Below are 23,401 nucleotides of genomic sequence, written 5' to 3'. Positions count from 1 at the left end.
AGGGGGATCAGCTAGTTGGATAAGATAATCCATCCATTATGAGCTACCACTCAAGGATGGATTATTTTTTATGGTTACATTGGTTTGCAAATTAGTAAGTGGCCTTAGTTAAAGTAAAGCTTGGATCATAGTCGCTAATTACCTCGACTATTCCTGTGCCAACTGGAAATATATGATGTTCCAAACCATCTGCTAAGTTGCCGGGAAAATGTGGCTTGAACTGGTCTAGATAATCAGAGTGTAGTGCTTTATAAAAACAAGAGTCGAAATTATTTAGACCACTATCATCCCTCGCTTTCTCTGCTAGTAAGGCAAGTATGGACATGGGGATTTCACTGGTATAACGATACGATACTACATAATCCCCTAAGTATTTTGTCCCCTTATCATAAGTGATGTCTACTCTAGTTCCCTTTTTATCAACTAGGGTTATAGTTAGCCCCTTGTCATTGAAACTCATATCAAATTTAACTACTTGAATAAATTCTTTAGTAAATTCAACGGTAGGTTCCCAAGTGATTAGTTTTAGTTTTTTTATCATGTACTGGCCAACTTTCCCATTTTATAGATATTACCGACTCTTTGCTATAGATAGACGAGGTTTTTATCCTCAATAAAAAGACCACATCTCGTCTTTTCGGTCTTTCAGCTCCTTCAGTACAAACGCTCGATACTCGACCAGTTCCGGGAACTGATAAAAGAAGTTAACCTTTTCTTCTGCTACTGTGTCGGGGCTGTCATTGTACGGCGTTAACATAAAGAACGCAAAAGACTCTGCAATATCTTCATAAGGATTAACTGTCGCATATGTGCTTACAAATGAATCCTTGTTTTTTTCATAAAAAGCCATTCTTTCTTCCACAGTTTTATTGCCTGCATCTAACCACTGCTCCTCATATTCCTTCAAAAAAGCTTGATAATAGAGATTCATATAACTGTCAGCGTTGTAACATTCCCAGTACAATTTCAAATGAAATTGATCTGCTGGACAGGTATACGAATTTACCAGATCCGCCTTATTCCATGTCAGCATATGGCCATACTCATGAAACAGTACAGCCACGGTGTACGACTGAAGCCAATGCTGTACCAAATTAGAAGGCAACACCAATTTCCCCTCGTAAGTATTCACATTCGGGTAAACGTCCTTTTGAAATTCAAGGATTTGCAAATTCACTTTATCTCGATCATATAACGCACGCACAATATCAGCGATACCATTGAAGACCCTCGCTTCTTCCCCTTTCGTCAAAACAAATTCATCTTCTATTAATTCAAAGCGAGCGGTGATGGATTTTTCATCGTCCTTGTCATTAGCAGCAAATGCAAGAACAGATTCATCTTCTACCGCTTGCACATTCAGATATGACATATTGTTTGTCTGTTTGAGATCTCCTGAAAAACTAGTAAAATACTCGCTTCCGTTTGCATCCCCTACATCGCGGCATTCCCCTACTGTCTGACATATCTCCGAATCAATCGGCTGCGACCAGTACTCATCGACTACTGTTTCATCGACTTGATGGAGCTCTTCAACAATCCCCGTCTCCACCGAATCAGCAACCCCCTTCTCTTCCTCCTCACATCCCGCAAGTGAAACCATGATTACAGCGAATACCCCCATGATCATCCCTTTCGATACTCTCATATCCATCCCCCGATTCTTTGTATGAAAAGCGATTTGATAGCATTCAAAAACCGACAGAGCCCGCGTAGTATGGTATACGGGCAAGTCTGTCGGAAAGTTTCGAAAGGTTATAAAGCCAGTTTGTTTGATTCACATGCAGCTTGTTGTTCAATGGACCTCGTAATCAAAGCACTCCAAACAATTGAAGTATATAATTATAATATTCTTTTTTGCCTGACTATCAAAATTCAGTACCCTGAAATCCGGATAAGTCTGAGCAGCTCGGGGACTCGTTGCTTATTGAACTAACGCGGCAGTTTAGTTGAAGAAGGATATGAGACTTTTTTGAAAAAGTAACGTCTAATTATAAGGGGTGTTGTGTATGAAAAGGATAGTTACTTTTATATTATATATCGTATTCTGTTTTGCATTAGTTGGCTGTAATCATGAAGAAAGAATAAAAGCACCAAAAGAAATACAAGCAGAGATATCACAAGCTGAACATCTTGAAAGAATACCGTTTACAGTTGAAGAACGACAAGGTGAAGAGTATGAGTATAAAAGTATAAAAGAAGTTGTTAGATCTGATGAAATAGAGACCGTGGTGGAAATAATCGAGAACGCTGAATGGGAAGAAAACATTAAGGTGGATATGGCATTTCCTCCTGAATATCGTTTTAGCTTGGGTTCGATTAACTATGCTATATGGGTTACTCCGAATAGAGATAGATTAGAGATAATTGCTGAGGGTCAGGCAAAATATATAAAACTGCCAATAAAGGATTCAGAAATCTTATATAAAATAATTAATGGAAAAGAACTTTAAGGGAGAAAGTAGTTCTTGAACGAACGGAGTGCTTTACTCAAGGATCAAAGCTGCTTAGTCAGCACTTTATTAAATGGTTTCATAAAAGTCGGGTATCAAAATAAAGGAGGTTATCAATGGATGCTTTTCGTGGTTTTCATGTAGATATGTCAAATTATCCAAGTGCACTCGCAGCCTTTCTAATCGTGAGGCTAATCTTAACTGGATTACTGAATGACAAAAAAGAACTAAAAGAAATAGTGACCGTAGTCTGGGACCTGCTATTATTTATATTTGTTTGCTACTTTACGTTTAAATATCGTGAATATATGATGGACGATTTGGGTAACAAAGTACATTTTGTTTGGTTGCTTATGATAGGGTTGCTTGTACTTCATGTCAAAGATATTTATTCGCTAATCAAATCTAAAAGTACAAAAGAAGAAAAGCAACGACTATAATGCACTGTTTTTGCTAACAGGTGCTTTGAAACGATACTAGGTTCTGAAACAATTCGAAACTCGATGTGAACCTGGTAAGAACATGATTGTTCTTGATCGATGTGACCGTAAATTTCAAAGCCATCGACAATCACCTTATCAGCGTGTATTTGTATTATCATAATTGACAATCCAATGAACGGTGTTAGGTTCTATTGGTTTCAATAACCAATCTAAAAAGGACCACCTAATGCTACCAACATTAGGCGGTCTGGAATTAGTAATAGCAGGTTCCCTACAAGGGGGATCAGCTCGGGTATGAAAATAATCCATCCATTATGAGCTACCCACTCAAGGATGGATTATTTTTTATGGTTAAACGACAATATATCTACAATCAATGTTGCGAATGTAAATACGAGCATTAGCGAATCGAACTGCGAAGGGTTCGATTTACCTTAATTTCTGCGTCTCTTGCAGAAATTAAGGCACCGCTTTTTCCGCAGTCATATCGCTTCCCCCTTCGTCAAATCCAACGTGAATTCATTCACACGCGCTCTATTTCTATATTCTTAGTTCTTTCTTTCTTAGTAGTTGTTAGCTGCCTGTTATACGTATGTCGATTGCCTGTCACGCCGCCTGTTACCTTGCAACCGTTTCGTTGATAAAAGCCCCAATTAACAATCGTTATGAGCCGATTCTGATTTGTTGACTCGTCTGTTAAAAATCCATACGCCTCGAAGCGCTTCAAAGCTGTCCGGATTTTCTGCACGGTGACTCCTTTCCCACATCGCTGAACGAGCGTCGGAAGAGAAGTGACAAACTGACCCGGCTGCAATAAATAAAACTTTCCACCCCACTCCCACTGCCTTTCCTCGTAATTCGCCATCATGAGCAACGTTATCAAAATCACCTTCTGCTCCGACGTCGCCTCTGTCCAAATCGGCTTATTCAATAACGACCTATGTAATTTCATCCACCTACTGTTCATTTCCTTCCCACACCCCTTCAAAGTAATTGATCAGACCTTTCATTTGTTATATAGATGCGAGTTCGGGAAAAGGATACTGCGAGGGGAAAATTATTTTCAGCAATGAAAAAACACCAACCCTTTTCGACTTTTTTGTAGATGGGTTGGTGTGGCTATGAGGGTCATAATGGCTTTGGTATTTGATCTGATGACAACCAACTTTGAGAAAAATGGCAGTAGTGTGAAGTACAAGGCACCCGATCAATCCGAAATTGTCCGGGTGCCTGGTGCCTAATCTATTCAAGAATATAATTCAGTTAGTATTCTTTTCAGGAGTTACAAGAAAAGTATTATCGTCTGATTTAGGGCTCAACGGCATATATACAAGTTCATATGATTCTTTTTCCGGAACATCAAAGTAAAACTTCCCAGTAAACTCTTTTCCAGGTCCGATTGATCCATCAAAATTCATATCATCGGACGAGTAGTAAAAACTGCCACCACTTGGTTCAACATTACGGATATAGAAGTTGAATGTGTCTATATCTATCTTAACACTTGAATCGTTTTTAGCTGTCAGTTCAATCTCAAGGATCTCTTCTCTTTGGTTTGGAAATGAATACCCATCAGCAGCTTCTTCAACGTACCTCACAGAGTCTATAGCGATTTCAAGACCTTCACCCTCTGCTGGATAACTCCCTGAAGCATATTCTTCTTCATTAAATTGTTTTTCATCTTCAGCTGTTTCAGCGCATCCACCGACTACCAAAGCAGCTAGGATGCCCACACCTAAAATAATTCTATTTGCAATTTCTTTCATGATGATGTTTCCTCCAGTATATTTTTTAGTTTTTTTGTATTTCAATATCTTTACATATGACCTATACGAAATGTAAACCGATACTTCATTAATAATCTCGTCTTACCCAAAATGCAAATCATAAAATATGTATTTTATTCTATTTAAGATAGTCAATTTCCTTATCGATTTTCTTTGGTCCGCAGCCCTTTAGCACAAGCCAATCTCCCGCGCCGTTTTCAACATATTCCAGTGCGATATCCTCACAATTCATTGCCGTTCTGAACAATCCCCACCTATTAAATCTTTCAACCCTGATGCCTGTTCCTTTTTCGTATATTTGATAGGTAGCAGGTTGCCATTCAGTCGTAAATTTCAAGTCTGGCACATCTGAAAGACGGGGATGTTGCATGATAGATTTAATTGCAAATGCCATCGTAAGTATTATTAAAATGAGAATCACAAAGCGTCCTTTTTTCTCGTTAGTCATGTTAGCGTTGTTCCATTGAATTCAAACGTTCATCAATTGCACCTAATCGTTCATTGACTTCGGCAAACCCCTTTTCAATTTGGGAATCCATTTCATCTAAGCATTCCATAACTTTCCCCATAATAGCCATCAATTGTTTTCCATTCCGTTACCTGTCCATCGAGCAACGTACAGACGAGGACTTTCAGAAAAAGTTTCATCTTGTTTGTAAAAAGTTTTGGAGAACATATCTCAACCACTCCGAAGAGTTGATAATCAATCCATCTACGATATACTTCTACTAGAACATTTAGGAGGACATCGGATGAATATAGAAAGATATCTAGTGAAAACGTTAACTACCTGCCTGTAGGGGTTTAAACACCCTTTGAGGACTCCTGCGGGCAGGTACGATTCTCAAGGGAGGTTTTCACTAGTGAAAAATCGTTCAAGTTCATATTATCGCCATCAAAGAAAGAGGGCAATTAACCGGAAGCTAGAGATTGTAAGATATGCCTGGGGATTGAATAAAGCGGAGGATAGCGAACATCCTTTTATTATGCATCCCGGCAAACTGTCGAAAGCGAAGTTGAATTGTTCTTGCAAGATGTGCAAATATGAAAAGCATTATGATATTCCAAAACCAAACGTTAAATCCAAAATAGATTTAATGCAACAGGATATTAAAGAATACTTTTATGAGTAATACGGACAAGACCCTTCTCTATTTTTAGAGAAAGGTCTTTTTTGTTTTGTAGGAGAGTTAGGTACCTGGGGGGAATAAAGTGCCCTACATAAATAAAATGCCAGGCTCTCTAATAAGAAACCTGGCACGATGTACTAAAGTATCGAAGTAAATAGGTGAAAAAATAGCGGTCGGTCCGTGGGGAGGACAATTTGACAACAACGAAAACACGAAAGGAGTTCACATGTTAAGAACCCACCGTTCATTTCACCCACGGATCAACTCGCTACATGTCATATTATACTACAAAAATATCGCCCAAGGTCAAAAAGAGCTATCCATCTTTTGGAGGTTATCCTTCCGAAGCGAGGGAAATATGTCCCTCCATTCAACAGCCTAGCGTACCTATCACCTATCCATGAGCATTAGCGCTTCAGATACTGACATACGACCTCCCGTGAGTCACTACTTCCTTATTGAGAGTTCTCTACAAAGAACTCTATCCCGACTTGTTCCCCTGTCACTTCTTCAAGTATATTGAGTAGAGTGTCTCTATAGTGTGATTGCAACCAATCCACTTGAAAGCTATTGCTGCACACTACACCGATATGATGATCATCGAGCAGGATTGCGGATGTATTTTTGAACCATGTCTCATAACTTGGAAAACTGATTGTTTGCTTCACCTTCAATAATACATCGTCCCAGAGTGTAAATCGCTCGTCATCATTTATCGTTATTCCGTCCAAGTCTGCAGCAAAATCTCGATCGACATCCTCGGGTTCTTGATAAAATATCCGAAACTTCCCTACTCCGGGTATCTCAATTTCAGAAGCCCTTTTACGTATTGCCATGCTCCTAAAGTGTTCAAATAACTCGATTTCATTTGTGATTTTCTTCAATTTTCGGTCCCCTGTTTCGTTTATTTAATAGAATCTAAAAAAGACCACCTAATACACTTGTAAGTGGTAATCCTATCAGGAAATTACCTCGTGAAGTCTTTCCATATATTTGTCATAATCCATGTCGCTCTTTTTAGTATTACACTTCAAGCAGGCACAGACGCAATTTGCTACCGTGGTTAGACCACCTTTTGCCTTCGGGATTTTATGATCCAGTGTATCACCATACTTTCCACAATAGTGGCAAGTATAGTCATCACGTTCTAAAATAAACGCCTTTATTGTTCTTCTATTATAGAAATGGTGAATTAACGTACTATGGTAGATTCCTGCTGATCCTTCTTCCACTATTCTCTTCGCTTTTTCATAGCTGATGACATTTTCATATTTACGATTATTCTTAGTTCGTCCGCGGATAGTTATTTCCCTGTTGGCATCGAGGATGGAAGTGTCATAACTGTATTCTTTGACGGGTTTAATGATCCTTTCATTCCTGCGATCTTTACAATCATAGCAAAATGACCTTCTTTTCCCTTCGCTCCTTCCCTTTCCGCCTAGTGATGGAAAACTCATCTTGTGTTTGTATTCTTCGCATATTTTGCATCGTTTATAGAGAGTGCAGGAATCACCGATATTTATTCCCACTTCATCGCCTCCAGCCGACTTTATTAAGAGTATAATTTGCGGAATACTTATACTTTATGTAAGTAGTAGTTTAATTTCACCGTATGGAAATGGTTTACCTAACAGACAGGTTGAAAATATTACAATACACAATACAATACAGGTAATTAGAATACTTCTGTTCGAAAGAATAAACTAAAAAGGATCACTTAATGCTAATAACATTAGGCGGTCTGTACGACAGGAAGAAGCGTACATAGATTACCTTCCTCAATACCTAGAATGTTTAGTTTTCCACTCAGGTACTCGAATTAAAATCTTCTCCTTTTCATATCTTCTTCATATGCAGCTATAATACGCTGATACTCCTTTGGGTCATCGTTCTCACAATCCAAATTAATTATTCTGTCAACAAAAGCCTCAAATGAGTCTGGTTTATACCAAGGTTCCTTTAGGGTCAGAAAGATGATTTTTTTTGTTCTTTGACGTTGAGCCATTTCTTTGAGCATCTGAATTTCTTTTTCACTTTTAGTTACACTTTGTATCGGCCATATAATCATAAAATCAAAAGCATGATCATCATATTTATCGCTATTCTGTTTAGTAGTAAGATTATCGAAGTAAATTGTGAGGTTGGACAACCTCATGCGCTGTCCATACTTTTTAGGCACAATAACCTTATAAAGTTCTGCCCATCTGAAAAAGTCCTGCATTCCATCTTTTGTTGTATGAATTAAATTAATCAATCCTTTCAAATCGCCTGATTTATTTAGGGCTTTAAGAAGAACTTGATGCTTTTCTTTGTCCGCAATACCTCGTAATAGTAAAGTTTTTTCTGTGTCATTACTCATGAAATCAGTAATTTGGTCATGCACGTATTTTACATCAGACATTTAAGCCACCCTTCCTTTACATTACATTTATTCATTGTTTGAATAAACCCCAATGATTACTTTATGTTAATCTAAAACAAAATATAGTAATCCTCGCCTTTTGGATCATAAAACCTTTAACAGTGACTAATAAATCCCCACGCCACCCTGACATCATAAATGGGGATGTTTAATGCTTCGGCTTGTTTTTTATAACTATCACTAAGCTCTGGATGTTGCTTAAGCAATTTTAAAATTTTCACAGTAAGAGATATAGGCGTATCTGAAACATTACATTTTCCAGACACCTTCATACCCGGCCTACACTCCGTTAACATTCTGTATCTAATAAGAAACCTTAACTTTTTATTAGTTCCCGTGATAACCCGTATAAATTAGCAATTTCCGTTTTTTTGAGCATGCAAATACCTGATTTATCTGTATTAATTTCAATAATATCAATTAATCTTTTGTAGTCATTAATTATGTGGTAAAGACTGTTTTGAATAGTTCCTACTCCCTCCTTCCTGAAACTTTTTTCTAATAATCCCTCAATTGTTACTATCATTTCTTCAACAGTTTTACTCAAATTCACATCCTCCTTGAATGACACTACTACGCCCGATGCTTAGCCCTAACAGATTTCTTTCACTTACTAAAACGCTCCTTTTAACACCAAATCATAATATGCATCTTTATCAAGGTTTCTACTATTTCCAAGTGTTTCAATGGTTGCTTCAACGCTATCCCTTACCTGTGCAAATATCTCTTCAAGCCTGGCATCTGGATTTTCTTCCAATCTATATAGTACTACGGACATCGTGGACTCTAAATATTCATGCAAGTGCTTTATAAATAAATTGATATTGTAATGTACTTCTGCCGAATGTACAATGGAATTTCTTATTCGGTATAGCCTTTGAACATGTTGCTTGATATTATCCAGATGGTTTTTAAGTAATTTCGATGACTTTTTGCCATCCAATAACGTATCTTTCAGTTCTATATAGCGATAAGCCAATAGGATATTCATTTCCTTACAAACATCTTCTATAACTGGCGCATACCTGTCATCGAATAGGAATAGGATAGCCCGCTGGGGATTCATTTTTCCAATTTCAACTTTTTGATAATCAATTGTTACTTCCAAATTACATCTATTGCAATCCTCAATAAAATTCTTTAATAGGCTATACAAATAATTATGAGTAGTACTTGAAGAAACCACCATTTTAACATTTTCTATTCCACCTTCATGTTCCTTGCTTTGGACGAAAGATTCAATGCCAATCCATAAATTTAAAAATGTCGATTGCGGAGATAAAGATTCATCACTTATTCTTGCAAATTCAAATAAGCTCTTAATCTTTCGATTCACCTCATTGTTACCTTGATTTAGCTGCATTTGGATTTTTTGCATTATAGTACTCGGTGCTCGAAACCTATTCTTTTTTTCGACAAGAGATACTTGAATATTTCTCGTAAATCTTTGCTCGTTCAGCCATAGGACAATTGGGGCTGTATCAATATCAGGTAGTTCGTATCCATAAAATCTCAGAACGTCCATGTATTCGGCAATCCGTTGCCACATTGAATTCATTCCTGTTTGTATATCATAAGATTTGCCTATTACCCGAATGTAATCTTTATTCCTAGAAATGTTGTGCCCTAAGTCGTAATCATCATATGTACTCATAATAGCTGCTCCGTCAAGTAGCTCGACATTAAATTGTACGAATTGCTCTCTTGTTTCTCTTGTTAGGCCTGACTTTATAGGAAAGAGATAGACATATGTTGTTGGATCCGATAAAATCTGTTTATAAAAATTGTTGAATCGCTCAAACACCGGGCTTGTTCTATTTAATATATCAACCCTTACCAATGAATATAACGCCTTCAGCGACCACCCATTGCCCAATAATTCGCTTGCCAACATATGTATTAGTACTTCTAAATTTTGGAGGGTTGTATCAGCATAAACTTCCTGTTGGAGTAATTCTTTTAGCTCATGAACAATCCATCCTAGATAGTTGATTTCCAAATGCCTAATGACATATTCTAACTGATAGATCACAGAGTATATCTTTGGTATTTCGCTGACTTTTGGCGTTGCCCTTAATGAGTTTTTCATAATCTTCGCATGACTATCGGCATGCTTTTCAAATAGCTTATCTGCTTCAATAATTTTATTGACTTCTTCGAAGACAAGTCTTAAATGGTGATCCGATCGCTTGATTTCTTCATCAACCATCCCTCTGCACACATATAAGATTTCCCTTAACGCTTGGTGACTATTTAAATATCTAACAGCATACTTACTATGGGTTTTGGTATTCAACATTTCTGACCAGCGCTGTATGAAAAAAATTTGTCCTTCATTAAAATCGCCATATTTTAGAACGTCCAAATTATTTAATCCGTATTCCATATATACCTCCAAAAATGTTGACATTTTATCAGAAAACGTATAAAATATTAAAGTAGTATATATAATAAACGATATCAAAGGAGCTCCAATGGTCTTGAGGCTAGTCCCAACCCACTGGTTACGCTCCTTTTATTTTTTATCACTCAAAGACGCTTGCGCCTTCCTTAAACATTCTGCCGCTTAGCGTTCAGATTGTCTGTATACCTACAATCAGGATAATTACTACACCCATAAAACTTCCCATACCTGCCCGCCTTCATAGTCAGTTGCCCTTCACACCTTGGACAAATCGTGGGAGCAACCTCCTTTGTCACCTTTGAAATTAGGTCAGCTTGTACATGGGTCGTCTGCTTGGAACCTTTCGCTTTCCGCACCGACTGCATATGCTCTGCCTTAAGATGTTTCCTCTCACTTTTATCTTCAACCAACAGAACCTTAAGCTTTTCATTAATCCTCTTCACCGCAGCCAAACTAATACGCTGTTCCTTGTACCGCTTGATTGTCGCTAGCAATTCAGGAAACTGAATAACGTGCGCTGACGTGAAATCCTTATTGAATTTAAAAGTCGAGCTCGGTGAAAAGGCGATGATGGAATGGACATCCTTCATTTCCGCTTGTCCTGTGTAAGTAAGCAAAGCTTGCACATGGCCGTAATTTTGTCGGATTGGATTGTGCATTTTTGTTTTCTTTTTATAGATGACTTGTGTCCAGTAAGGTTTATATTCATCGCCGAAAATCCAACCGCTATAATGTTTCGTTTCAATGACAAACACACCGTGCACTGACGTAACAATATGATCTACTTGCGTCAATCCCCGCTCGCCATTCGGAATATACACGTCATGGAAGACAGTGTATGCATCCCCTAATTTCTGAAGCTTGGTTTTCACTACCCACTCTCCATACTTTCCTTTGATAATGGGCATTTTCCACTGCACTACTAACGATAAGACTATGAATAAAACAAGTAACGGAAAGACACTTGATGTTATCAGCATAAGGAAAACAGATAGAATCCCTCCAAAGAAACCCGAAATCATAACAACACCACCTTTACTCTTAATTGAACAACAGCACCTTTCAGTACAAGTGAAGTTCGCTTCGTTGCTGCTTCAACACTTCCGATAAGCCCTTCTCTCCGCATACACACAACAAGCTAAGCAGACTTTCCCTACCTTATTATGGGTAACCTATAACGTTGGAACTCTGATACTTTCCTTTTACAGATTCCACATCTTGATCTAAATAAGCTCAACATTCCAATCCCCCACCTTTTTCTACATAATTCGCATTAATTAAATAGTACCATATAACATGTAAAATAATCCTTATAATTTAGGGATAATTCTCGCAAAATAATCTTCTCTTACATTACTATCAACATCCCTATTTAGCGCTGTGCTAGAATATAGAAAATTGCAACCTAAAGGAGAAAATCATATGCCAATCTACAATAAACTTGTGCGAGACCTGATACCCGGCATTATCGAAAAGGACAGTAAGACGTGTGTCACATATATATTGGACGACTCGCAATACATAACGGAAGTGAACAAGAAGGTGCATGAGGAATTAGCGGAATATGAGGGAGCGATCTCCTCTGATGATGCCGTTGAGGAACTGGCTGATTTGCTGGAGTTGATTTACGCTGCAGCGAAGTTTCACGGGGTGACGGTGGGAGAACTGGAAGCGGTGCGTGCTGAGAAAGCAGTTGAACGCGGCAGTTTTGAGGAACGGATCTTTTTAGTGGAAGTAGAAGATGACTAAGCTGCGGTCGCTTACTCAGAACTTGCTGGATGACGTATGAAGTCCGGCGTGAAGGAAGTGCTGACATTTTTGCGGGCAATACGCGGCGCACCTTTCCTAGGGCGTTAATAAGATAAAGACATTGTATGAGCCCAAGGTTACTAAGACTTTTACTATCGAATGAGAAATAATTATTACTACCTCGAAACCTTTAATCTTATTCTCCCCGTTGAAAAGAATCCACGGAAAGACGAATACGTCTGTCTACTACGAATAAATTAAAAAGGACCACCTAATGCGCTAACATTAGGCGGTCTGTAATAGCAGGTTCCCAAGGGGGATCAGCCTGAGGTGAAATATTCCATCCTAAATGAGTTCGTTCTAAACTCAAGGATGGATTATTTGTTTTAAATAAACCCTAACCTGGTGCTCTAACCTTTATTCATCATCTTCCTTGTCGCGTTTCCGGGTTTCCCCAAATACTTCTTCATAGGAGTAAATTTCACCCCGTGCAACTTCTTCCAGACCTCTTTGAATCGCTTCTATTTCCTCAGGTGTTGGGTCTACTTCGGGAATTGCCATTTTTAGCAACACCATTCTTAACTCAGGTAATTTTTCTTCTGGTATTTTGTCAATTAATTCATAAAAATATTCCCTATCAACTTTCATGTTATCAACCCCTTCCCCAACCTGGCGCTGCAAACGATTTTAATCAATCACTGCTTGCGACATTTAGACACCAAGTGAAGTTTTCCCAGGCGGAATTCCAACCGATGAAAATTTCCTGCGAATCGTCCCAACGAACCTCAAATTTCTTATGACCATCTACCTCCACCAAATACAAAGCCAGCGTATTATCCACCTTAGAAACCGCAAGTTTCATTCCGTTTTGACGTTCTTCCTCAGTAAACGGTACATCTGAAACCGAACGCGTCTGTGCTTGTTCAAATACTTGCTTGTTACTGATTCTATAATTCATAAGTAGCCTCCGTTACATCATTTATTCTTGTTATCAGTTCATCCTTCTTCTGCAAATCCCAGAAGTACAGAAGTATATTTTATATGTATTTAACGATGAAATCAAAGTAGAAATAATTCGGATTATAAATAAACATAAAGGAAATGCCATCGGCTCTACCTTGGAAGTTTTTTAAAAATTCACGATGAAAGTATCCTTTCCCTCATTTCAAGTCTATATAGTGTGTGAAAGGAGGGGAAAGCAAATGGCGACAATCGAATTCAGAAATGCAGTTGGAAAGGTGTACTTCGACGGCGGGATGACGCAGGATGGGAAAATGATCAAAAAATCGAAATCCTACCGCAACATCGCAGAAGGGGCGACGGCTGACAACCTTCACAACGCCCTTACACAATTGGCACAGCTCTCCGAATATCCATTAATCGGAGCAGAAAGGGTAGAAACAGGAGACATTATGAACTAAGTAGAAAGGGGAGATGAGGAATGGCGAAAACGTTACAATTAAACTTCACGACTGCTGCGGGAAAACAAACATCCCTAACAGTGGACGAGCCAAAAGCTGGACTAACACCAGCCGAGGTGGAGGCAGCCATGCAAGAGATCATCAATTCACAGGTGTTTGAAGTGGATGGCTCTTTTCTTGCAACCGTAAAAGGCGCCCGCATTATCGAACGCACCGTAGAAGATCTTGTAAAAGCATAAGTGAAAAAGGCTCTCCGGCTTGGCTGGGGAGCCTTTTATCATTAAAAATGAGGAGGCGAATTCAAAATGGAACAATGGCTTAATTTTATACAACAAATCGGATTTCCGATCTTTGTATCTTTTTATCTCTTGCACCGGCTTGAAACAAAACTCGAAGCCATACACAATGCGCTTGTTTCTTTGAAAGTGAATTGAAGTTCACTTAAAATTTAAGGTTTAATAAAGGAACCAGGCACCCGTGCAATTTGGAATTTCCGGGTGCCTGGTAATGGGAACTAGCATTTATTGGTACAATTAGAACAAAAGAAAAAGAACGCTTTAATTAGCGTCCATCAGGCGATCCTATTTAAAATCCAATTCTGTACTTCGCTTACTCTATCAAATGGTACGTCAGCGTCAACTAGCACAACGCCCTTCCCTACAATTCTCATACTAATAGCAATCTCAGGTTTCATAGGGTTACGTGACCATACCACAGTCTCAATAGAGTTTAGTGGAACTCGGAAGTTGTTAAGTAGTCCGTCAGCAATTAGAAAGTCGTCCTCGATCTTAAAAGAGTTATTAGACCATGAGAACTCATTGTCAGTAATATTGTAATTTACCTTAGCTTTATTTTTTAGTCCGAACATATATATATATTCCCCCTAGTATAGTTGAAGAAGACTACAGTTTTAGCGTCCCTTCTTGTTTCTATATATTATAGCTGGTTGGTTGTTACGACTTATTCAGTAAGTAATACGTTATTGAAATAATTATATCAAAAATACAGGAATAAAAGTGAGTGAAATATTGCCATATTAGTAGGTGTATCGTCCTGGTAAAGATGAAAAGTAAATACCCTCTTTATAATAAGAAATTGATGGGATTAGTCCAACCCAGCATCCCATTCACGTGCTACTAACCTATATGATAAAATATAGAAAATTGTACCCAAAGGAGAAAATCATATGCCAATCTACAATAAACTAGTCCGTGACTTGATCCCTAACATTATTGAATCAGACGGTAAGAAGAGTGTCACGTATATTTTGGACGACTCGCAATACATAACGGAATTGAACAAAAAGATGCATGAAGAATTGGCGGAATACGCGGGCGCTCCAACGTCCGATGATGCCGTTGAGGAACTGGCTGACTTGCTGGAGTTGATTCACGCTGCAGCAAAGTTTCACGGGGTGACAGTGGAAGAACTGGAGGCAGTCCGTGCGGAGAAAGCCGCTAAACGCGGTGGTTTCGAGGAACGGATCTTTTTAGTGGAAGTAGAAGATGACTAAGCTACGCTTACTTACACAGAACTTGTTGGATGACTTGAAGAAACTTACTGCTGAAGCTGAAACAATCTACTGGATGACGGCATTCCTTATGAAATCTGGTGTAAAGGAAGTGTTACCTGTCTTACGAGAGGCAGTAATGCGCGGGGCGGATATTAAAATTCTGACTGGCGATTATTTGTCCATCACCCAGCCAGATGCGCTTCAATTGCTGATAGATGAGATCCCTAGTGCCGAAATCCGTATGATGGAAAGCGGGGGCACTTCGTTTCATCCGAAAGCGTATTTATTTAAATCAACGGATAGTACCACTGTCATTGTAGGCTCCTCCAATTTATCAAAGTCTGCGTTGACGAGCGGCATTGAATGGAACCTATATGCCCCCTCCACTGTCGATGCCGAAATTTTTGAAACGGCTGCCCATGAGTTCATGAATCTCTTTTTGTCGCCGAACACTGTTCAGATCAACAATGAACAGATTGCAAAATACAGGACTAGATATGATGAAACAAACCGCAAATTGCAGTTCAGTGCTGTGTATGATTCAAAGACCGAGCTTGAAATGACATTCGGAGCAAATATCTTGGATGACCAAGTTGCAGATCCATCATCTTCTTATGAATCAACTAGCCTAGAACCGCGCCCAGCACAGCAACTCGCATTGGACGCGTTGAATGAAACTGTGAAAGAAGGATATGAAAAAGCTTTAGTTGTGCTTGCAACGGGGCTCGGTAAGACGTACTTGGCTGCGTTCTTTGCCCAAGCCTATCCACGAGTCCTTTTTATCGCCCATCGCGAGGAGTTACTATTGCAAGCACAGCAATCTTTCAAGCATGTATTCCCTGACAGAACAAGCGGAATTTATAATGGTCAACAGAAAGAAAGTGACGTAGATTTTGTGTTCGCTTCAATCCAGACACTTGCTATGCGACATCATTTGCAGCGTTTTGAACCGACTGCGTTCGACTTGATTGTCGTCGATGAATTTCATCATGCTGCCGCCCCTACGTATGAGAAAGTATTGGATCATTTCAAGCCAAAATTCCTGCTTGGCCTGACCGCTACGCCTGATAGATTGGACAACAAGGACGTCTATAGCTTGTGTGACGGCAACGAAGCCATATCTATCCACTTCCTGGACGCCATCCGGCAAAACTGGCTATCCCCTTTCATCTACTACGGTGTATTGGATGAAACGGATTATAGCCAATTGAAGTGGCGAAACAATCGGTATGACGAAGAGGAACTGCTCCGTCTTCAAATACGTGACAGTTATGCGGAAGCTGTGCTGACAGCTTGGAAGGAACATAAACAGAGCCGCACAATCGGATTCTGCTCGTCCATCCGGCAAGCCGTTTTCCTAAGCGAACACTTCCAGCAATCAGGCTACCGTTCCCTCGCCCTTCATGGCAATACAGACAGGGAGACCCGGACTGCCGCTAGGAGCATGTTGGAATCCGGGCAACTCGACATCATTTTCACAGTTGATTTATTTAATGAAGGTGTCGATATCCCTTCTGTAGATACATTGTTGTTCGCTCGTCCAACGGAATCACTTACCGTCTTCACTCAACAAATCGGACGCGGACTACGACTTGCGGCCGGCAAATCACATTGTACAATCATCGATCTCATTGGAAATTACCGCAATGCACGCCAGAAATATAAAGTTTTCAATGATAACAATGAGCTGCCCGTCAAAATAAGTAGTGAAACATTTACAGAACCAAGGTACTTTGAGTTCCACTTCGAGACTGCAGTCATCAATTTATTGGAAGCAATGAAACAGAATGAGCCAATCCAGCAGCGACTGATCAATGCTTATTTTGAATTAAAAGAAGAGCTTGGTCATCGGCCTTCTTACTTGGAATATCATCTTAAGGCAAAAGAGGATTCTAGAGCGATTCAACAGAAGTTCAAAACTTACCCTATCCTCTTAGAACAAGCTGGGGAGTTGAATGAATTAGAAACCGGAGTGTTGAAACAGCATGGGGACTGGCTGATTGAAGTGAACCGCACCGGCATGAATAAAAGTTACAAGATGGTCGTAATGAAATATATGCTATCAAGAGGAGCCGGAAATTGGTACAAGCCGGTTACAGCTGTGGAAGTGGCACCTTTCTTTCATGCCTATCTGATGGAGAAACCGTATCGTAGAGATGCAGACCTGGCAGATAAGCAAGGACTGGCATTACATGATTATGATGAGGCCAAAGTTGCTAAGCTCATTGAGACTATGCCAATGACGAAGTGGAGTGGTACTTCAAAGGGTCTGATCCAATTTGAAGATGGGGTTTTCGCCCCACAGTTAAAAGTGATAAAAGAACATGAAGGGATATTGTTTGAGTGGATGAAGGAGATTTGTGAATATCGATTACATTGGCATTTTGAGAGGAAAGGATCGGTGTCTTAAGAGACTCACATTAATTTAATTGGTGCCAATTAACGACAAAATTCAAAGTTGGTACAGAGTGTATCTTGTTTTATTTTTACAAGACACATCATCAAATCCCCGACCTTATGAATAGATGCCTGGTTCAATACTTTGAAACTGGCATCATGAATTATATATTTATTGAGATTACGAAGTTCCCATAGTCGAAATTCATAAGTACTAAGGGTCAATATTTTGAGCGTATAACTTGATTGGTAAGGCGATCATATTAGCTATGAGTTGTTGAAGGTTATCATATGATATTTATCTCAAGCTTTATTATTATCAGCACTAATACCAGGAATTCAAAACATTATCTCATAAACTTTTATCGTATTGTTTTATCACCGTGCGCAATATTCCTGCTAATGTTGCTGTGTTTGTAGAAGGTTGGCCAAAGTGAAAAGTAGTGTTTTGAAATGCTTCTTTTAGTAGGCTTTCAATCATCTTAGGATCCGTGATATCTCTTTCTCTTAACTCATCCTCAAACTTTTTTCCATAGATAAATTGATATTCCTTTTCTCCTTGTAACGCCCAAAAAATATCATAGAAAGTTGTGCTATATGCCCTTATCCAATCCCACATAATTTCAGGGTCTGTTATATTAGGATTCTCATTATGACATCGCTTGCAAAGCAGTACCAAATTCTCTGGTGAGTTGGTGCCACCAAGAGATTTTGGTACAATGTGGCACCGTTCTAAACGTGCCTCGCATCCGCATCTCCAGCACCTTTCTTGGGCTTCGGACGCATCAACACTTAAATCAGATTCATCTACGATTGAAAACCAATAATTCACAATTTGTTCATTGTAAGATTCGAATTTTTTCTCTATCATTTTAGCTCTCCTTAGTTTTTTTAATAAGACAGTACATTATGCAACAGAAAAAAGATGAACAAAAGTTGACTCGGTTAACTGAAACCATATCTAATTAAAATCCAAATTTATTTCAAATTGCTGGCTCGACTTATATTATTATCCCCATAAACTCTAGGAATTAGACCGTAAATGAATATACGGTGAAGACGTCTAAGGAAAAAGAAATTTAAGTGTGTATGGAAAAATTAATTTAGGAGTTTTTTTGAACTAATACCATACAGTGTTTCATGTTGCCCGAAATCCCAAAAGCCAGATTCCAATAAAATTGAAATCCGGCATTTAAAATTTGTTTACAAATATTATTTATTTTCGTTCCTAAGCCTATTTGCCTCTTTTACTAATGTTAATTTCTTATCATGAATCTGCTTTAGTTTATTTATTGTTTTTTCGGTAATGAATGGCGCATCTTTACTCAGTAAGGGCAATTTAAGTTCCAAATAACCATATAGAGCTTTCTTTTCTATTTCATCCGGAAGAGAAGGGGCAAGTGGAATTACAAATGGTCTATGTCTTTTTGCCATCTCTTCAGGAGTGACAAAAATATATTCCATCGCATTTCCTATCACCTTATTTATTTCTGTCTCTATCAATTCATAACCCCCTTCAGAATCGAGCTGGATTCGATCGAATTCAAGGAATAATAGTTTTGAGGGTATTCTATCTTCGGTTTCGTAATATAACATCACTTTTAAAACAACTTGACCTGATAAATCTCGAATCGCTTTAAATTTATTGTTTTTTGGTTGAGGAACTCTAAACACTTTGCCCTCTTGTGATATATACAAAAATCTTAATCCACTCATTATGATTACCCTCCTTTAGATAGTATCCTCTTTGCAAAGTATAGCGAAAAATGCTCTCCCTATAAACCAATTGACTTCGATGTACCGATAAAAGTATATAGATAGTTTTTAAAACCAATTGGCTCCAATTGAGACCTATGATTGCCCCATTCATAAAGTTTTATATTCTCCATAAATTCAAACAAGTTGTATTTATTACTGGTCAATAATTCATAAATCAGCTCACGCTTTTTATAATTTCTCCCTTGTGTAATTGGTTCATTCACTACGATGAGTCGGGTAAAACCTAATATCAAGTCTATAAATTCAATACCAAAATCCTCCTTTTTATGTCGATACTCAGAATTTTTCACTATATATGTATCGTTACGATATACACTTTGAATATTTAGTTGTTTCGGGAGATCCTCTTTTAAACTAAATATTTTGGAAGGCGGTTCATAAACATTATCATGTTCTAAAAATAAATTCGCTTCAATCCTCGTATGTTTTCCATGCTTTCTAATGACACCATAAATGACACGTTCAGGAAACTTATTATAGACAGTATGCTCTACAATATCCTCCATAAATGGTTTAATATTTTTAGAGTTGGCTTCAATTGTATTTATATTATAAGAGATAATATTCACCGAGATGAGATAAGGCGTTTCTAACAGTATCTCAATGAATTGTCTAATAGCGTTTGCGGTTTCACGATGTCCTCCATACTTAGTCCAATGGATATCGTTATTTTCAATAATCTCATTTAAAGCATTCTTATGTTTCTCATGCAAATGTCTCGGAATTGAAGCAGCCCCCATAAAATGCAATGGGTCTTTTGACTTTCCACTTTCATCGAAAAATACATTTACTTCATAGCTCACTGCACTTTCCCCCACACTTTCGGCTTGATATTATTTCCCCTACATATTATAATGAATATGTGCATATAATAATTATTATATTTAATGATGGCTTGCATAGCAGGTCTTGATTAAATATACTGCTGAAAAGTCCATTGTTTGCGTAGCAGACATTGGGCTTTTTCAATAGTACAATCCTCTCCTCATTAACACTTCTGACAAGCAGCATGAAAAACAGGGATGGTATGTAAAATGTACCGTCTATGTGGCGTCTTCTGCTTTACGCATCTATTACATAGTCTAGGTTGAGGCTTTCTATTTTCTGTTTATAGTTAATCAAAAGTCGCTCTGCTTCAAAGTTCCACTTAACTTTACCCTCACTAATGTGCTGCTCCTTGCATCGAATTACACACAAGAGATTTTGTGCACACCCTCTTCCCAAAACTGTTGCTAACCATACTTCCCTATACTAACCGGTATTTGCAGTCTGATTGAAAAATATGATGACAAACCCTGATGCAATAAAAACGTTAAGAAATATCTCTATAAAATGATAATTTTATACATTCAAGGCACACACTGATTAAATCATTTAGTTTTTAATATATCTTTCTATGCATCAAAGATATCTACTTTTTCATCTATTACAATAATACCATAATATATATAAAAAATTCCTCAGAAATGGTACCCAGCTCCCAATCATCTTTTCTTTGTAACCTCTACCGCAAGGGGATTGTTGTCAAAAAAGTTATTTGAAAACCACCCTCACGGCGCAGGGTGGTTTTCTTGTTTTCTAATACATGTGTCTGAAAAAGGTATGCACTATCTGCACGTACCATCCCCTTTAAGACTTATCGTGTATATTCAAGAAATGTTTCCATAATTATCTCCCTCCCCTTACAGGAAAGAAGAGCGACAACCAACCACCCTAACAATATTCAGATGCATAATCATTTTACCTTAGTAAGAACATTCTATGCCTTGAGTCTAGACTACTCCTTCAACAAAAATCTCATCGTGATTTTTACCTGTACCGCATCCCCCATAAAAGAAACCAATATGAACGATTAAATCAACAGACTATTGGGTCAACTTACCTAAAACAATACCACGAGATACATTGATCCTCTGCATCTTTTCCCCTATACTTTACTATAATGTCTTAGATCCAAGACATTATGATTAAAATATGAATATCTCCGTGAGGTGCAGTATGTCCTATTGGCAGTTCTCCCCGATTCCGAATATAGAGGAGTCCAATTTCAATAAAATTCTTGAACGATTTTATAACTTAAAAGTAGCGGGGCTTATCCGTGAAAATATCCAAAACTCACTAGATGGCAGATTGCTTGATAGCGAGGGTCCTGTAAAGTTCTCCATTACAACAGGTACGATCCAAAAGAAAGACGTTCCAGGAATCAATGAAGTAATCGAACGTATTCATTCCTTGAAAGGCCGTAACAGTTATACGAAAGAAGCCATTGCACATATGGTGAAAACGTCTGAGGAGGAAGAGGTTCACTATATCTCTTTTGAAGATTCCAATACGAGAGGCTTGAGTGGCGCGAAGAATGGCCAGAGCAATTCTCCTAAAGACACTTGGGCGATTTACGCTTATAACAAAGGGGTCCATTCAGAAGAAGAGGACGCAGCTGTTGAAACTTCTCGCGGTGGTTCTCACGGAGTCGGTAAAATCGCTTCCAACGCTGCTTCAGATTTGAATGTCATGTATTTCGCAAACTGCGATGCGAACGGAGACCAGCATCTAGGGGGTACCGTGCAACTCATTGAGCATAACTATAAAGATAAAAGTTACCGTTCCACAGGCTACTTCGCGGATATTACATATCTAGATGCCAATAAATCTAAATCAAAATTCTATCCCTTTAAAAACAACTTCCACGAAGTGTTCGAAAAGAAAACGCGTGGCTTGAAGATCATCATTCCGTTCTTACGAAAAGAATATAGCGATGAAACGGAAATCATTCGTAGTGTATGCGACAGCTTCTTCGTTTCAATCCTTCTGAATAAATTAGAAGTCGACGTTAACGGCAGAAAAATTAACGCTGACAACATTCAGGAATACGTGAAAGATCCGGAATACTACACTCAAAACATTGCGGACATGAAACACGTATTCACGCCCCTCTATGTGAGCAATTATTTAGAACAGCCTGCCCGTACGCTTCAAGTGTCCGACGGCAAAGACGATTACGAATTCAACCTGTATTTCCGGTACGACGAAGAAATACCAAAAGGCAGAGTCGCGATAGTTCGTACAATCGGCATGAAAATCGAGGATAAGAAAGTAAAGAACAAAGCGAATCAGCCGTTCAACGCGGTCTTAATCGGTGGGATGAAAGAAGATGCCTATTTAAAATCACTAGAAAACGAGTCGCATACTGAGCTCACGCATGATCACATTAAAGATCCCGTGCTACAAAAACGAGCGAAACGATTCATAAACAACTTGTCGAAAGCGATGACAGCTGTCATTGATGAAGCGGTGAAAGAGCATAACCCGACAGATGGCAAAATGGATACAAGAGACTTGCTATACGTTTCTGAAATCCAATTCAAACAAGAACTTTCGAAAGCGATGGGTGCAGTTGTTATCGATAAAAAGAAACCCGTTGTCAAAATGGATGATGACTTACCCTCTCAAAAAGGTAAAAAGAAACCTGGAGGCCCTTCCAAACTGACACCGCCAAAGCTGATCAAACCGGTGAAAAGGGATAGATCTAAGGGTGATACCGATTCAAACGATGACAAGCCAGTTAGCATTTTCAACATCCATCCGAACACTGTAGAGCGCTTGCTTATGGGGAATAAAGAAATCGTTCGATTCAACCTTACTAGCAATGAGGAAGTTAAAAAAGCAGCTACATGCAACGTTAGCATTTCCATTATTGACGGGATGGGCCAAGAATATAGAAGCGCATTCAAACTGAAAGACAATTTCAGTCAAGTCATCGATAAATCCACAGGCTCAACATGCTCACTCAACAACAATAAAATAAATCATGTGACGATCAATCAAGGCATAGCTGAATTGACTTTCGATCTGAAAAACAACTACAACCGCGCATTGAAATTCGTCTATTATGTAGAGGTGTAA

At 38.6% G+C, this 23,401-nt stretch carries 26 protein-coding genes; 10 read left to right on the top strand and 16 right to left on the bottom strand.

Annotated elements, in window-relative coordinates; all coding sequences use genetic code 11:
• Positions 1 to 91 precede the first annotated feature (91 nt).
• Both M3191_RS13305 and M3191_RS13300 read right to left on the bottom strand, forming a co-directional pair.
• Complete coding sequence (locus M3191_RS13305) at positions 92 to 541, bottom strand: hypothetical protein (protein WP_251700869.1); 450 nt, start codon at positions 539 to 541, stop codon at positions 92 to 94.
• Positions 542 to 610: 69 nt separating this feature from the next.
• Positions 611 to 1,648 carry a hypothetical protein gene (locus M3191_RS13300; RefSeq protein ID WP_251700868.1) on the bottom strand — a complete coding sequence of 346 codons (1,038 nt, stop codon included), beginning with the start codon at positions 1,646 to 1,648 and terminating at the stop codon, positions 611 to 613.
• Between the two features lie 361 nt (positions 1,649 to 2,009).
• Here M3191_RS13300 and M3191_RS13295 point away from each other — a divergent pair, with 361 nt between their 5' ends.
• A complete protein-coding gene (locus M3191_RS13295; RefSeq protein ID WP_251700867.1) occupies positions 2,010 to 2,453 on the top strand; it encodes a hypothetical protein in 444 nt (147 codons plus the stop codon).
• A gap of 116 nt (positions 2,454 to 2,569) precedes the next feature.
• The gene (locus M3191_RS13290) at positions 2,570 to 2,893 is read left to right on the top strand and encodes a hypothetical protein (protein WP_251700866.1); all 324 of its coding nucleotides are present in this window, start codon (positions 2,570 to 2,572) and stop codon (positions 2,891 to 2,893) included.
• A 526-nt stretch (positions 2,894 to 3,419) separates the two neighbouring features.
• On the opposite strand, the gene M3191_RS13285 is transcribed toward M3191_RS13290, so the two are convergent.
• From M3191_RS13285 to M3191_RS13275, 3 genes are all read right to left on the bottom strand, one after another.
• Positions 3,420 to 3,848 (bottom strand): hypothetical protein, encoded by a 429-nt coding sequence (locus M3191_RS13285; protein WP_251700865.1) that lies wholly within the window; start codon positions 3,846 to 3,848, stop codon positions 3,420 to 3,422.
• A 307-nt stretch (positions 3,849 to 4,155) separates the two neighbouring features.
• Positions 4,156 to 4,662, bottom strand: coding sequence for a DUF4352 domain-containing protein (locus M3191_RS13280; protein WP_251700864.1), 507 nt, complete (start codon positions 4,660 to 4,662; stop codon positions 4,156 to 4,158).
• A 139-nt stretch (positions 4,663 to 4,801) separates the two neighbouring features.
• On the bottom strand, positions 4,802 to 5,131 hold the full coding sequence (locus M3191_RS13275; protein ID WP_251700863.1) for a hypothetical protein: 330 nt from the start codon (positions 5,129 to 5,131) through the stop codon (positions 4,802 to 4,804).
• A 415-nt stretch (positions 5,132 to 5,546) separates the two neighbouring features.
• On the opposite strand from M3191_RS13275, the gene M3191_RS13270 reads away from it, so the two are divergent.
• Positions 5,547 to 5,816, top strand: a complete 270-nt coding sequence (locus M3191_RS13270) for a hypothetical protein (RefSeq protein WP_251700862.1) — start codon at positions 5,547 to 5,549, stop codon at positions 5,814 to 5,816.
• A 452-nt stretch (positions 5,817 to 6,268) separates the two neighbouring features.
• Here M3191_RS13270 and M3191_RS13265 read toward each other — a convergent pair whose 3' ends face one another.
• From M3191_RS13265 to M3191_RS13240, 6 genes are all read right to left on the bottom strand, one after another.
• Positions 6,269 to 6,697, bottom strand: a complete 429-nt coding sequence (locus tag M3191_RS13265; RefSeq protein ID WP_251700861.1) for a DnaA N-terminal domain-containing protein — start codon at positions 6,695 to 6,697, stop codon at positions 6,269 to 6,271.
• Between the two features lie 75 nt (positions 6,698 to 6,772).
• Positions 6,773 to 7,342 (bottom strand): HNH endonuclease, encoded by a 570-nt coding sequence (locus tag M3191_RS13260; protein WP_251700860.1) that lies wholly within the window; start codon positions 7,340 to 7,342, stop codon positions 6,773 to 6,775.
• 290 nt (positions 7,343 to 7,632) lie between these two features.
• Positions 7,633 to 8,214 carry a hypothetical protein gene (locus M3191_RS13255; RefSeq protein WP_251700859.1) on the bottom strand — a complete coding sequence of 194 codons (582 nt, stop codon included), beginning with the start codon at positions 8,212 to 8,214 and terminating at the stop codon, positions 7,633 to 7,635.
• 337 nt (positions 8,215 to 8,551) lie between these two features.
• Positions 8,552 to 8,782, bottom strand: a complete 231-nt coding sequence (locus M3191_RS13250) for a hypothetical protein (protein WP_251700858.1) — start codon at positions 8,780 to 8,782, stop codon at positions 8,552 to 8,554.
• A 66-nt stretch (positions 8,783 to 8,848) separates the two neighbouring features.
• Entirely contained in the window at positions 8,849 to 10,621 is a 1,773-nt protein-coding gene (locus M3191_RS13245) for a hypothetical protein (protein WP_251700857.1), read from the bottom strand.
• A 164-nt stretch (positions 10,622 to 10,785) separates the two neighbouring features.
• Positions 10,786 to 11,547, bottom strand: coding sequence for an NERD domain-containing protein (locus tag M3191_RS13240; RefSeq protein ID WP_285853369.1), 762 nt, complete (start codon positions 11,545 to 11,547; stop codon positions 10,786 to 10,788).
• A 514-nt stretch (positions 11,548 to 12,061) separates the two neighbouring features.
• Here M3191_RS13240 and M3191_RS13235 point away from each other — a divergent pair.
• Positions 12,062 to 12,388 (top strand): nucleoside triphosphate pyrophosphohydrolase, encoded by a 327-nt coding sequence (locus tag M3191_RS13235; protein WP_251700855.1) that lies wholly within the window; start codon positions 12,062 to 12,064, stop codon positions 12,386 to 12,388.
• A 417-nt stretch (positions 12,389 to 12,805) separates the two neighbouring features.
• On the opposite strand, the gene M3191_RS13230 is transcribed toward M3191_RS13235, so the two are convergent.
• Both M3191_RS13230 and M3191_RS13225 read right to left on the bottom strand, forming a co-directional pair.
• Positions 12,806 to 13,036, bottom strand: a complete 231-nt coding sequence (locus tag M3191_RS13230; protein ID WP_251700854.1) for a hypothetical protein — start codon at positions 13,034 to 13,036, stop codon at positions 12,806 to 12,808.
• Between the two features lie 43 nt (positions 13,037 to 13,079).
• Positions 13,080 to 13,346, bottom strand: a complete 267-nt coding sequence (locus M3191_RS13225; protein WP_251700853.1) for a hypothetical protein — start codon at positions 13,344 to 13,346, stop codon at positions 13,080 to 13,082.
• 244 nt (positions 13,347 to 13,590) lie between these two features.
• On the opposite strand from M3191_RS13225, the gene M3191_RS13220 reads away from it, so the two are divergent.
• From M3191_RS13220 to M3191_RS13200, 5 genes are all read left to right on the top strand, one after another.
• A complete protein-coding gene (locus tag M3191_RS13220; protein ID WP_251700852.1) occupies positions 13,591 to 13,809 on the top strand; it encodes a DUF1659 domain-containing protein in 219 nt (72 codons plus the stop codon).
• Positions 13,810 to 13,829: 20 nt separating this feature from the next.
• Positions 13,830 to 14,048: a DUF2922 domain-containing protein gene (locus M3191_RS13215; protein ID WP_251700851.1), complete on the top strand. Its 219-nt coding sequence runs from the start codon at positions 13,830 to 13,832 to the stop codon at positions 14,046 to 14,048.
• Positions 14,049 to 14,114: 66 nt separating this feature from the next.
• Entirely contained in the window at positions 14,115 to 14,243 is a 129-nt protein-coding gene (locus M3191_RS13210; RefSeq protein WP_239431882.1) for a YvrJ family protein, read from the top strand.
• A gap of 752 nt (positions 14,244 to 14,995) precedes the next feature.
• A complete protein-coding gene (locus tag M3191_RS13205) occupies positions 14,996 to 15,322 on the top strand; it encodes a nucleoside triphosphate pyrophosphohydrolase (RefSeq protein ID WP_251700850.1) in 327 nt (108 codons plus the stop codon).
• Complete coding sequence (locus tag M3191_RS13200; RefSeq protein ID WP_251700849.1) at positions 15,315 to 17,732, top strand: DEAD/DEAH box helicase family protein; 2,418 nt, start codon at positions 15,315 to 15,317, stop codon at positions 17,730 to 17,732. Before M3191_RS13205 ends, M3191_RS13200 begins: the two co-directional genes overlap by 8 nt.
• A gap of 339 nt (positions 17,733 to 18,071) precedes the next feature.
• Here the strand turns inward: M3191_RS13200 and M3191_RS13195 are convergent, their stop codons facing one another.
• The 3 genes from M3191_RS13195 to M3191_RS13185 all read right to left on the bottom strand — a co-directional run bounded on the left by M3191_RS13195 (position 18,072) and on the right by M3191_RS13185 (position 20,301).
• Positions 18,072 to 18,590 carry an HNH endonuclease gene (locus M3191_RS13195; protein WP_251700848.1) on the bottom strand — a complete coding sequence of 173 codons (519 nt, stop codon included), beginning with the start codon at positions 18,588 to 18,590 and terminating at the stop codon, positions 18,072 to 18,074.
• Between the two features lie 341 nt (positions 18,591 to 18,931).
• On the bottom strand, positions 18,932 to 19,435 hold the full coding sequence (locus tag M3191_RS13190) for a hypothetical protein (RefSeq protein WP_251700847.1): 504 nt from the start codon (positions 19,433 to 19,435) through the stop codon (positions 18,932 to 18,934).
• 59 nt (positions 19,436 to 19,494) lie between these two features.
• Entirely contained in the window at positions 19,495 to 20,301 is an 807-nt protein-coding gene (locus M3191_RS13185; RefSeq protein ID WP_251700846.1) for a DUF3800 domain-containing protein, read from the bottom strand.
• 1,195 nt (positions 20,302 to 21,496) lie between these two features.
• Here M3191_RS13185 and M3191_RS13180 point away from each other — a divergent pair.
• The gene (locus M3191_RS13180) at positions 21,497 to 23,401 is read left to right on the top strand and encodes a hypothetical protein (RefSeq protein WP_251700845.1); all 1,905 of its coding nucleotides are present in this window, start codon (positions 21,497 to 21,499) and stop codon (positions 23,399 to 23,401) included.

Origin of the sequence: Sporosarcina luteola (assembly GCF_023715535.1) — a bacterium.
GTDB lineage: Bacteria > Bacillota > Bacilli > Bacillales_A > Planococcaceae > Sporosarcina > Sporosarcina luteola_B.
The sequence above is the reverse complement of the archived record's forward strand: the minus strand, read 5'-3'. Positions and strand labels throughout refer to the sequence as shown.

Bases quoted from the DNA above. Each gene is read 5' to 3' on its own strand.
- M3191_RS13305 (WP_251700869.1), bottom strand. From the start codon at position 541: ATGATAAAAAAACTAAAACTAATCACTTGGGAACCTACCGTTGAATTT.
- M3191_RS13300 (WP_251700868.1), bottom strand. From the start codon at position 1,648: ATGAGAGTATCGAAAGGGATGATCATGGGGGTATTCGCTGTAATCATG.
- M3191_RS13295 (WP_251700867.1), top strand. From the start codon at position 2,010: ATGAAAAGGATAGTTACTTTTATATTATATATCGTATTCTGTTTTGCA.
- M3191_RS13290 (WP_251700866.1), top strand. From the start codon at position 2,570: ATGGATGCTTTTCGTGGTTTTCATGTAGATATGTCAAATTATCCAAGT.
- M3191_RS13285 (WP_251700865.1), bottom strand. From the start codon at position 3,848: ATGAAATTACATAGGTCGTTATTGAATAAGCCGATTTGGACAGAGGCG.
- M3191_RS13280 (WP_251700864.1), bottom strand. From the start codon at position 4,662: ATGAAAGAAATTGCAAATAGAATTATTTTAGGTGTGGGCATCCTAGCT.
- M3191_RS13275 (WP_251700863.1), bottom strand. From the start codon at position 5,131: ATGACTAACGAGAAAAAAGGACGCTTTGTGATTCTCATTTTAATAATA.
- M3191_RS13255 (WP_251700859.1), bottom strand. From the start codon at position 8,214: ATGTCTGATGTAAAATACGTGCATGACCAAATTACTGATTTCATGAGT.
- M3191_RS13245 (WP_251700857.1), bottom strand. From the start codon at position 10,621: ATGGAATACGGATTAAATAATTTGGACGTTCTAAAATATGGCGATTTT.
- M3191_RS13240 (WP_285853369.1), bottom strand. From the start codon at position 11,547: ATGCCCATTATCAAAGGAAAGTATGGAGAGTGGGTAGTGAAAACCAAG.
- M3191_RS13235 (WP_251700855.1), top strand. From the start codon at position 12,062: ATGCCAATCTACAATAAACTTGTGCGAGACCTGATACCCGGCATTATC.
- M3191_RS13230 (WP_251700854.1), bottom strand. From the start codon at position 13,036: ATGAAAGTTGATAGGGAATATTTTTATGAATTAATTGACAAAATACCA.
- M3191_RS13225 (WP_251700853.1), bottom strand. From the start codon at position 13,346: ATGAATTATAGAATCAGTAACAAGCAAGTATTTGAACAAGCACAGACG.
- M3191_RS13220 (WP_251700852.1), top strand. From the start codon at position 13,591: ATGGCGACAATCGAATTCAGAAATGCAGTTGGAAAGGTGTACTTCGAC.
- M3191_RS13215 (WP_251700851.1), top strand. From the start codon at position 13,830: ATGGCGAAAACGTTACAATTAAACTTCACGACTGCTGCGGGAAAACAA.
- M3191_RS13210 (WP_239431882.1), top strand. From the start codon at position 14,115: ATGGAACAATGGCTTAATTTTATACAACAAATCGGATTTCCGATCTTT.
- M3191_RS13205 (WP_251700850.1), top strand. From the start codon at position 14,996: ATGCCAATCTACAATAAACTAGTCCGTGACTTGATCCCTAACATTATT.
- M3191_RS13200 (WP_251700849.1), top strand. From the start codon at position 15,315: ATGACTAAGCTACGCTTACTTACACAGAACTTGTTGGATGACTTGAAG.
- M3191_RS13195 (WP_251700848.1), bottom strand. From the start codon at position 18,590: ATGATAGAGAAAAAATTCGAATCTTACAATGAACAAATTGTGAATTAT.
- M3191_RS13190 (WP_251700847.1), bottom strand. From the start codon at position 19,435: ATGAGTGGATTAAGATTTTTGTATATATCACAAGAGGGCAAAGTGTTT.
- M3191_RS13180 (WP_251700845.1), top strand. From the start codon at position 21,497: ATGTCCTATTGGCAGTTCTCCCCGATTCCGAATATAGAGGAGTCCAAT.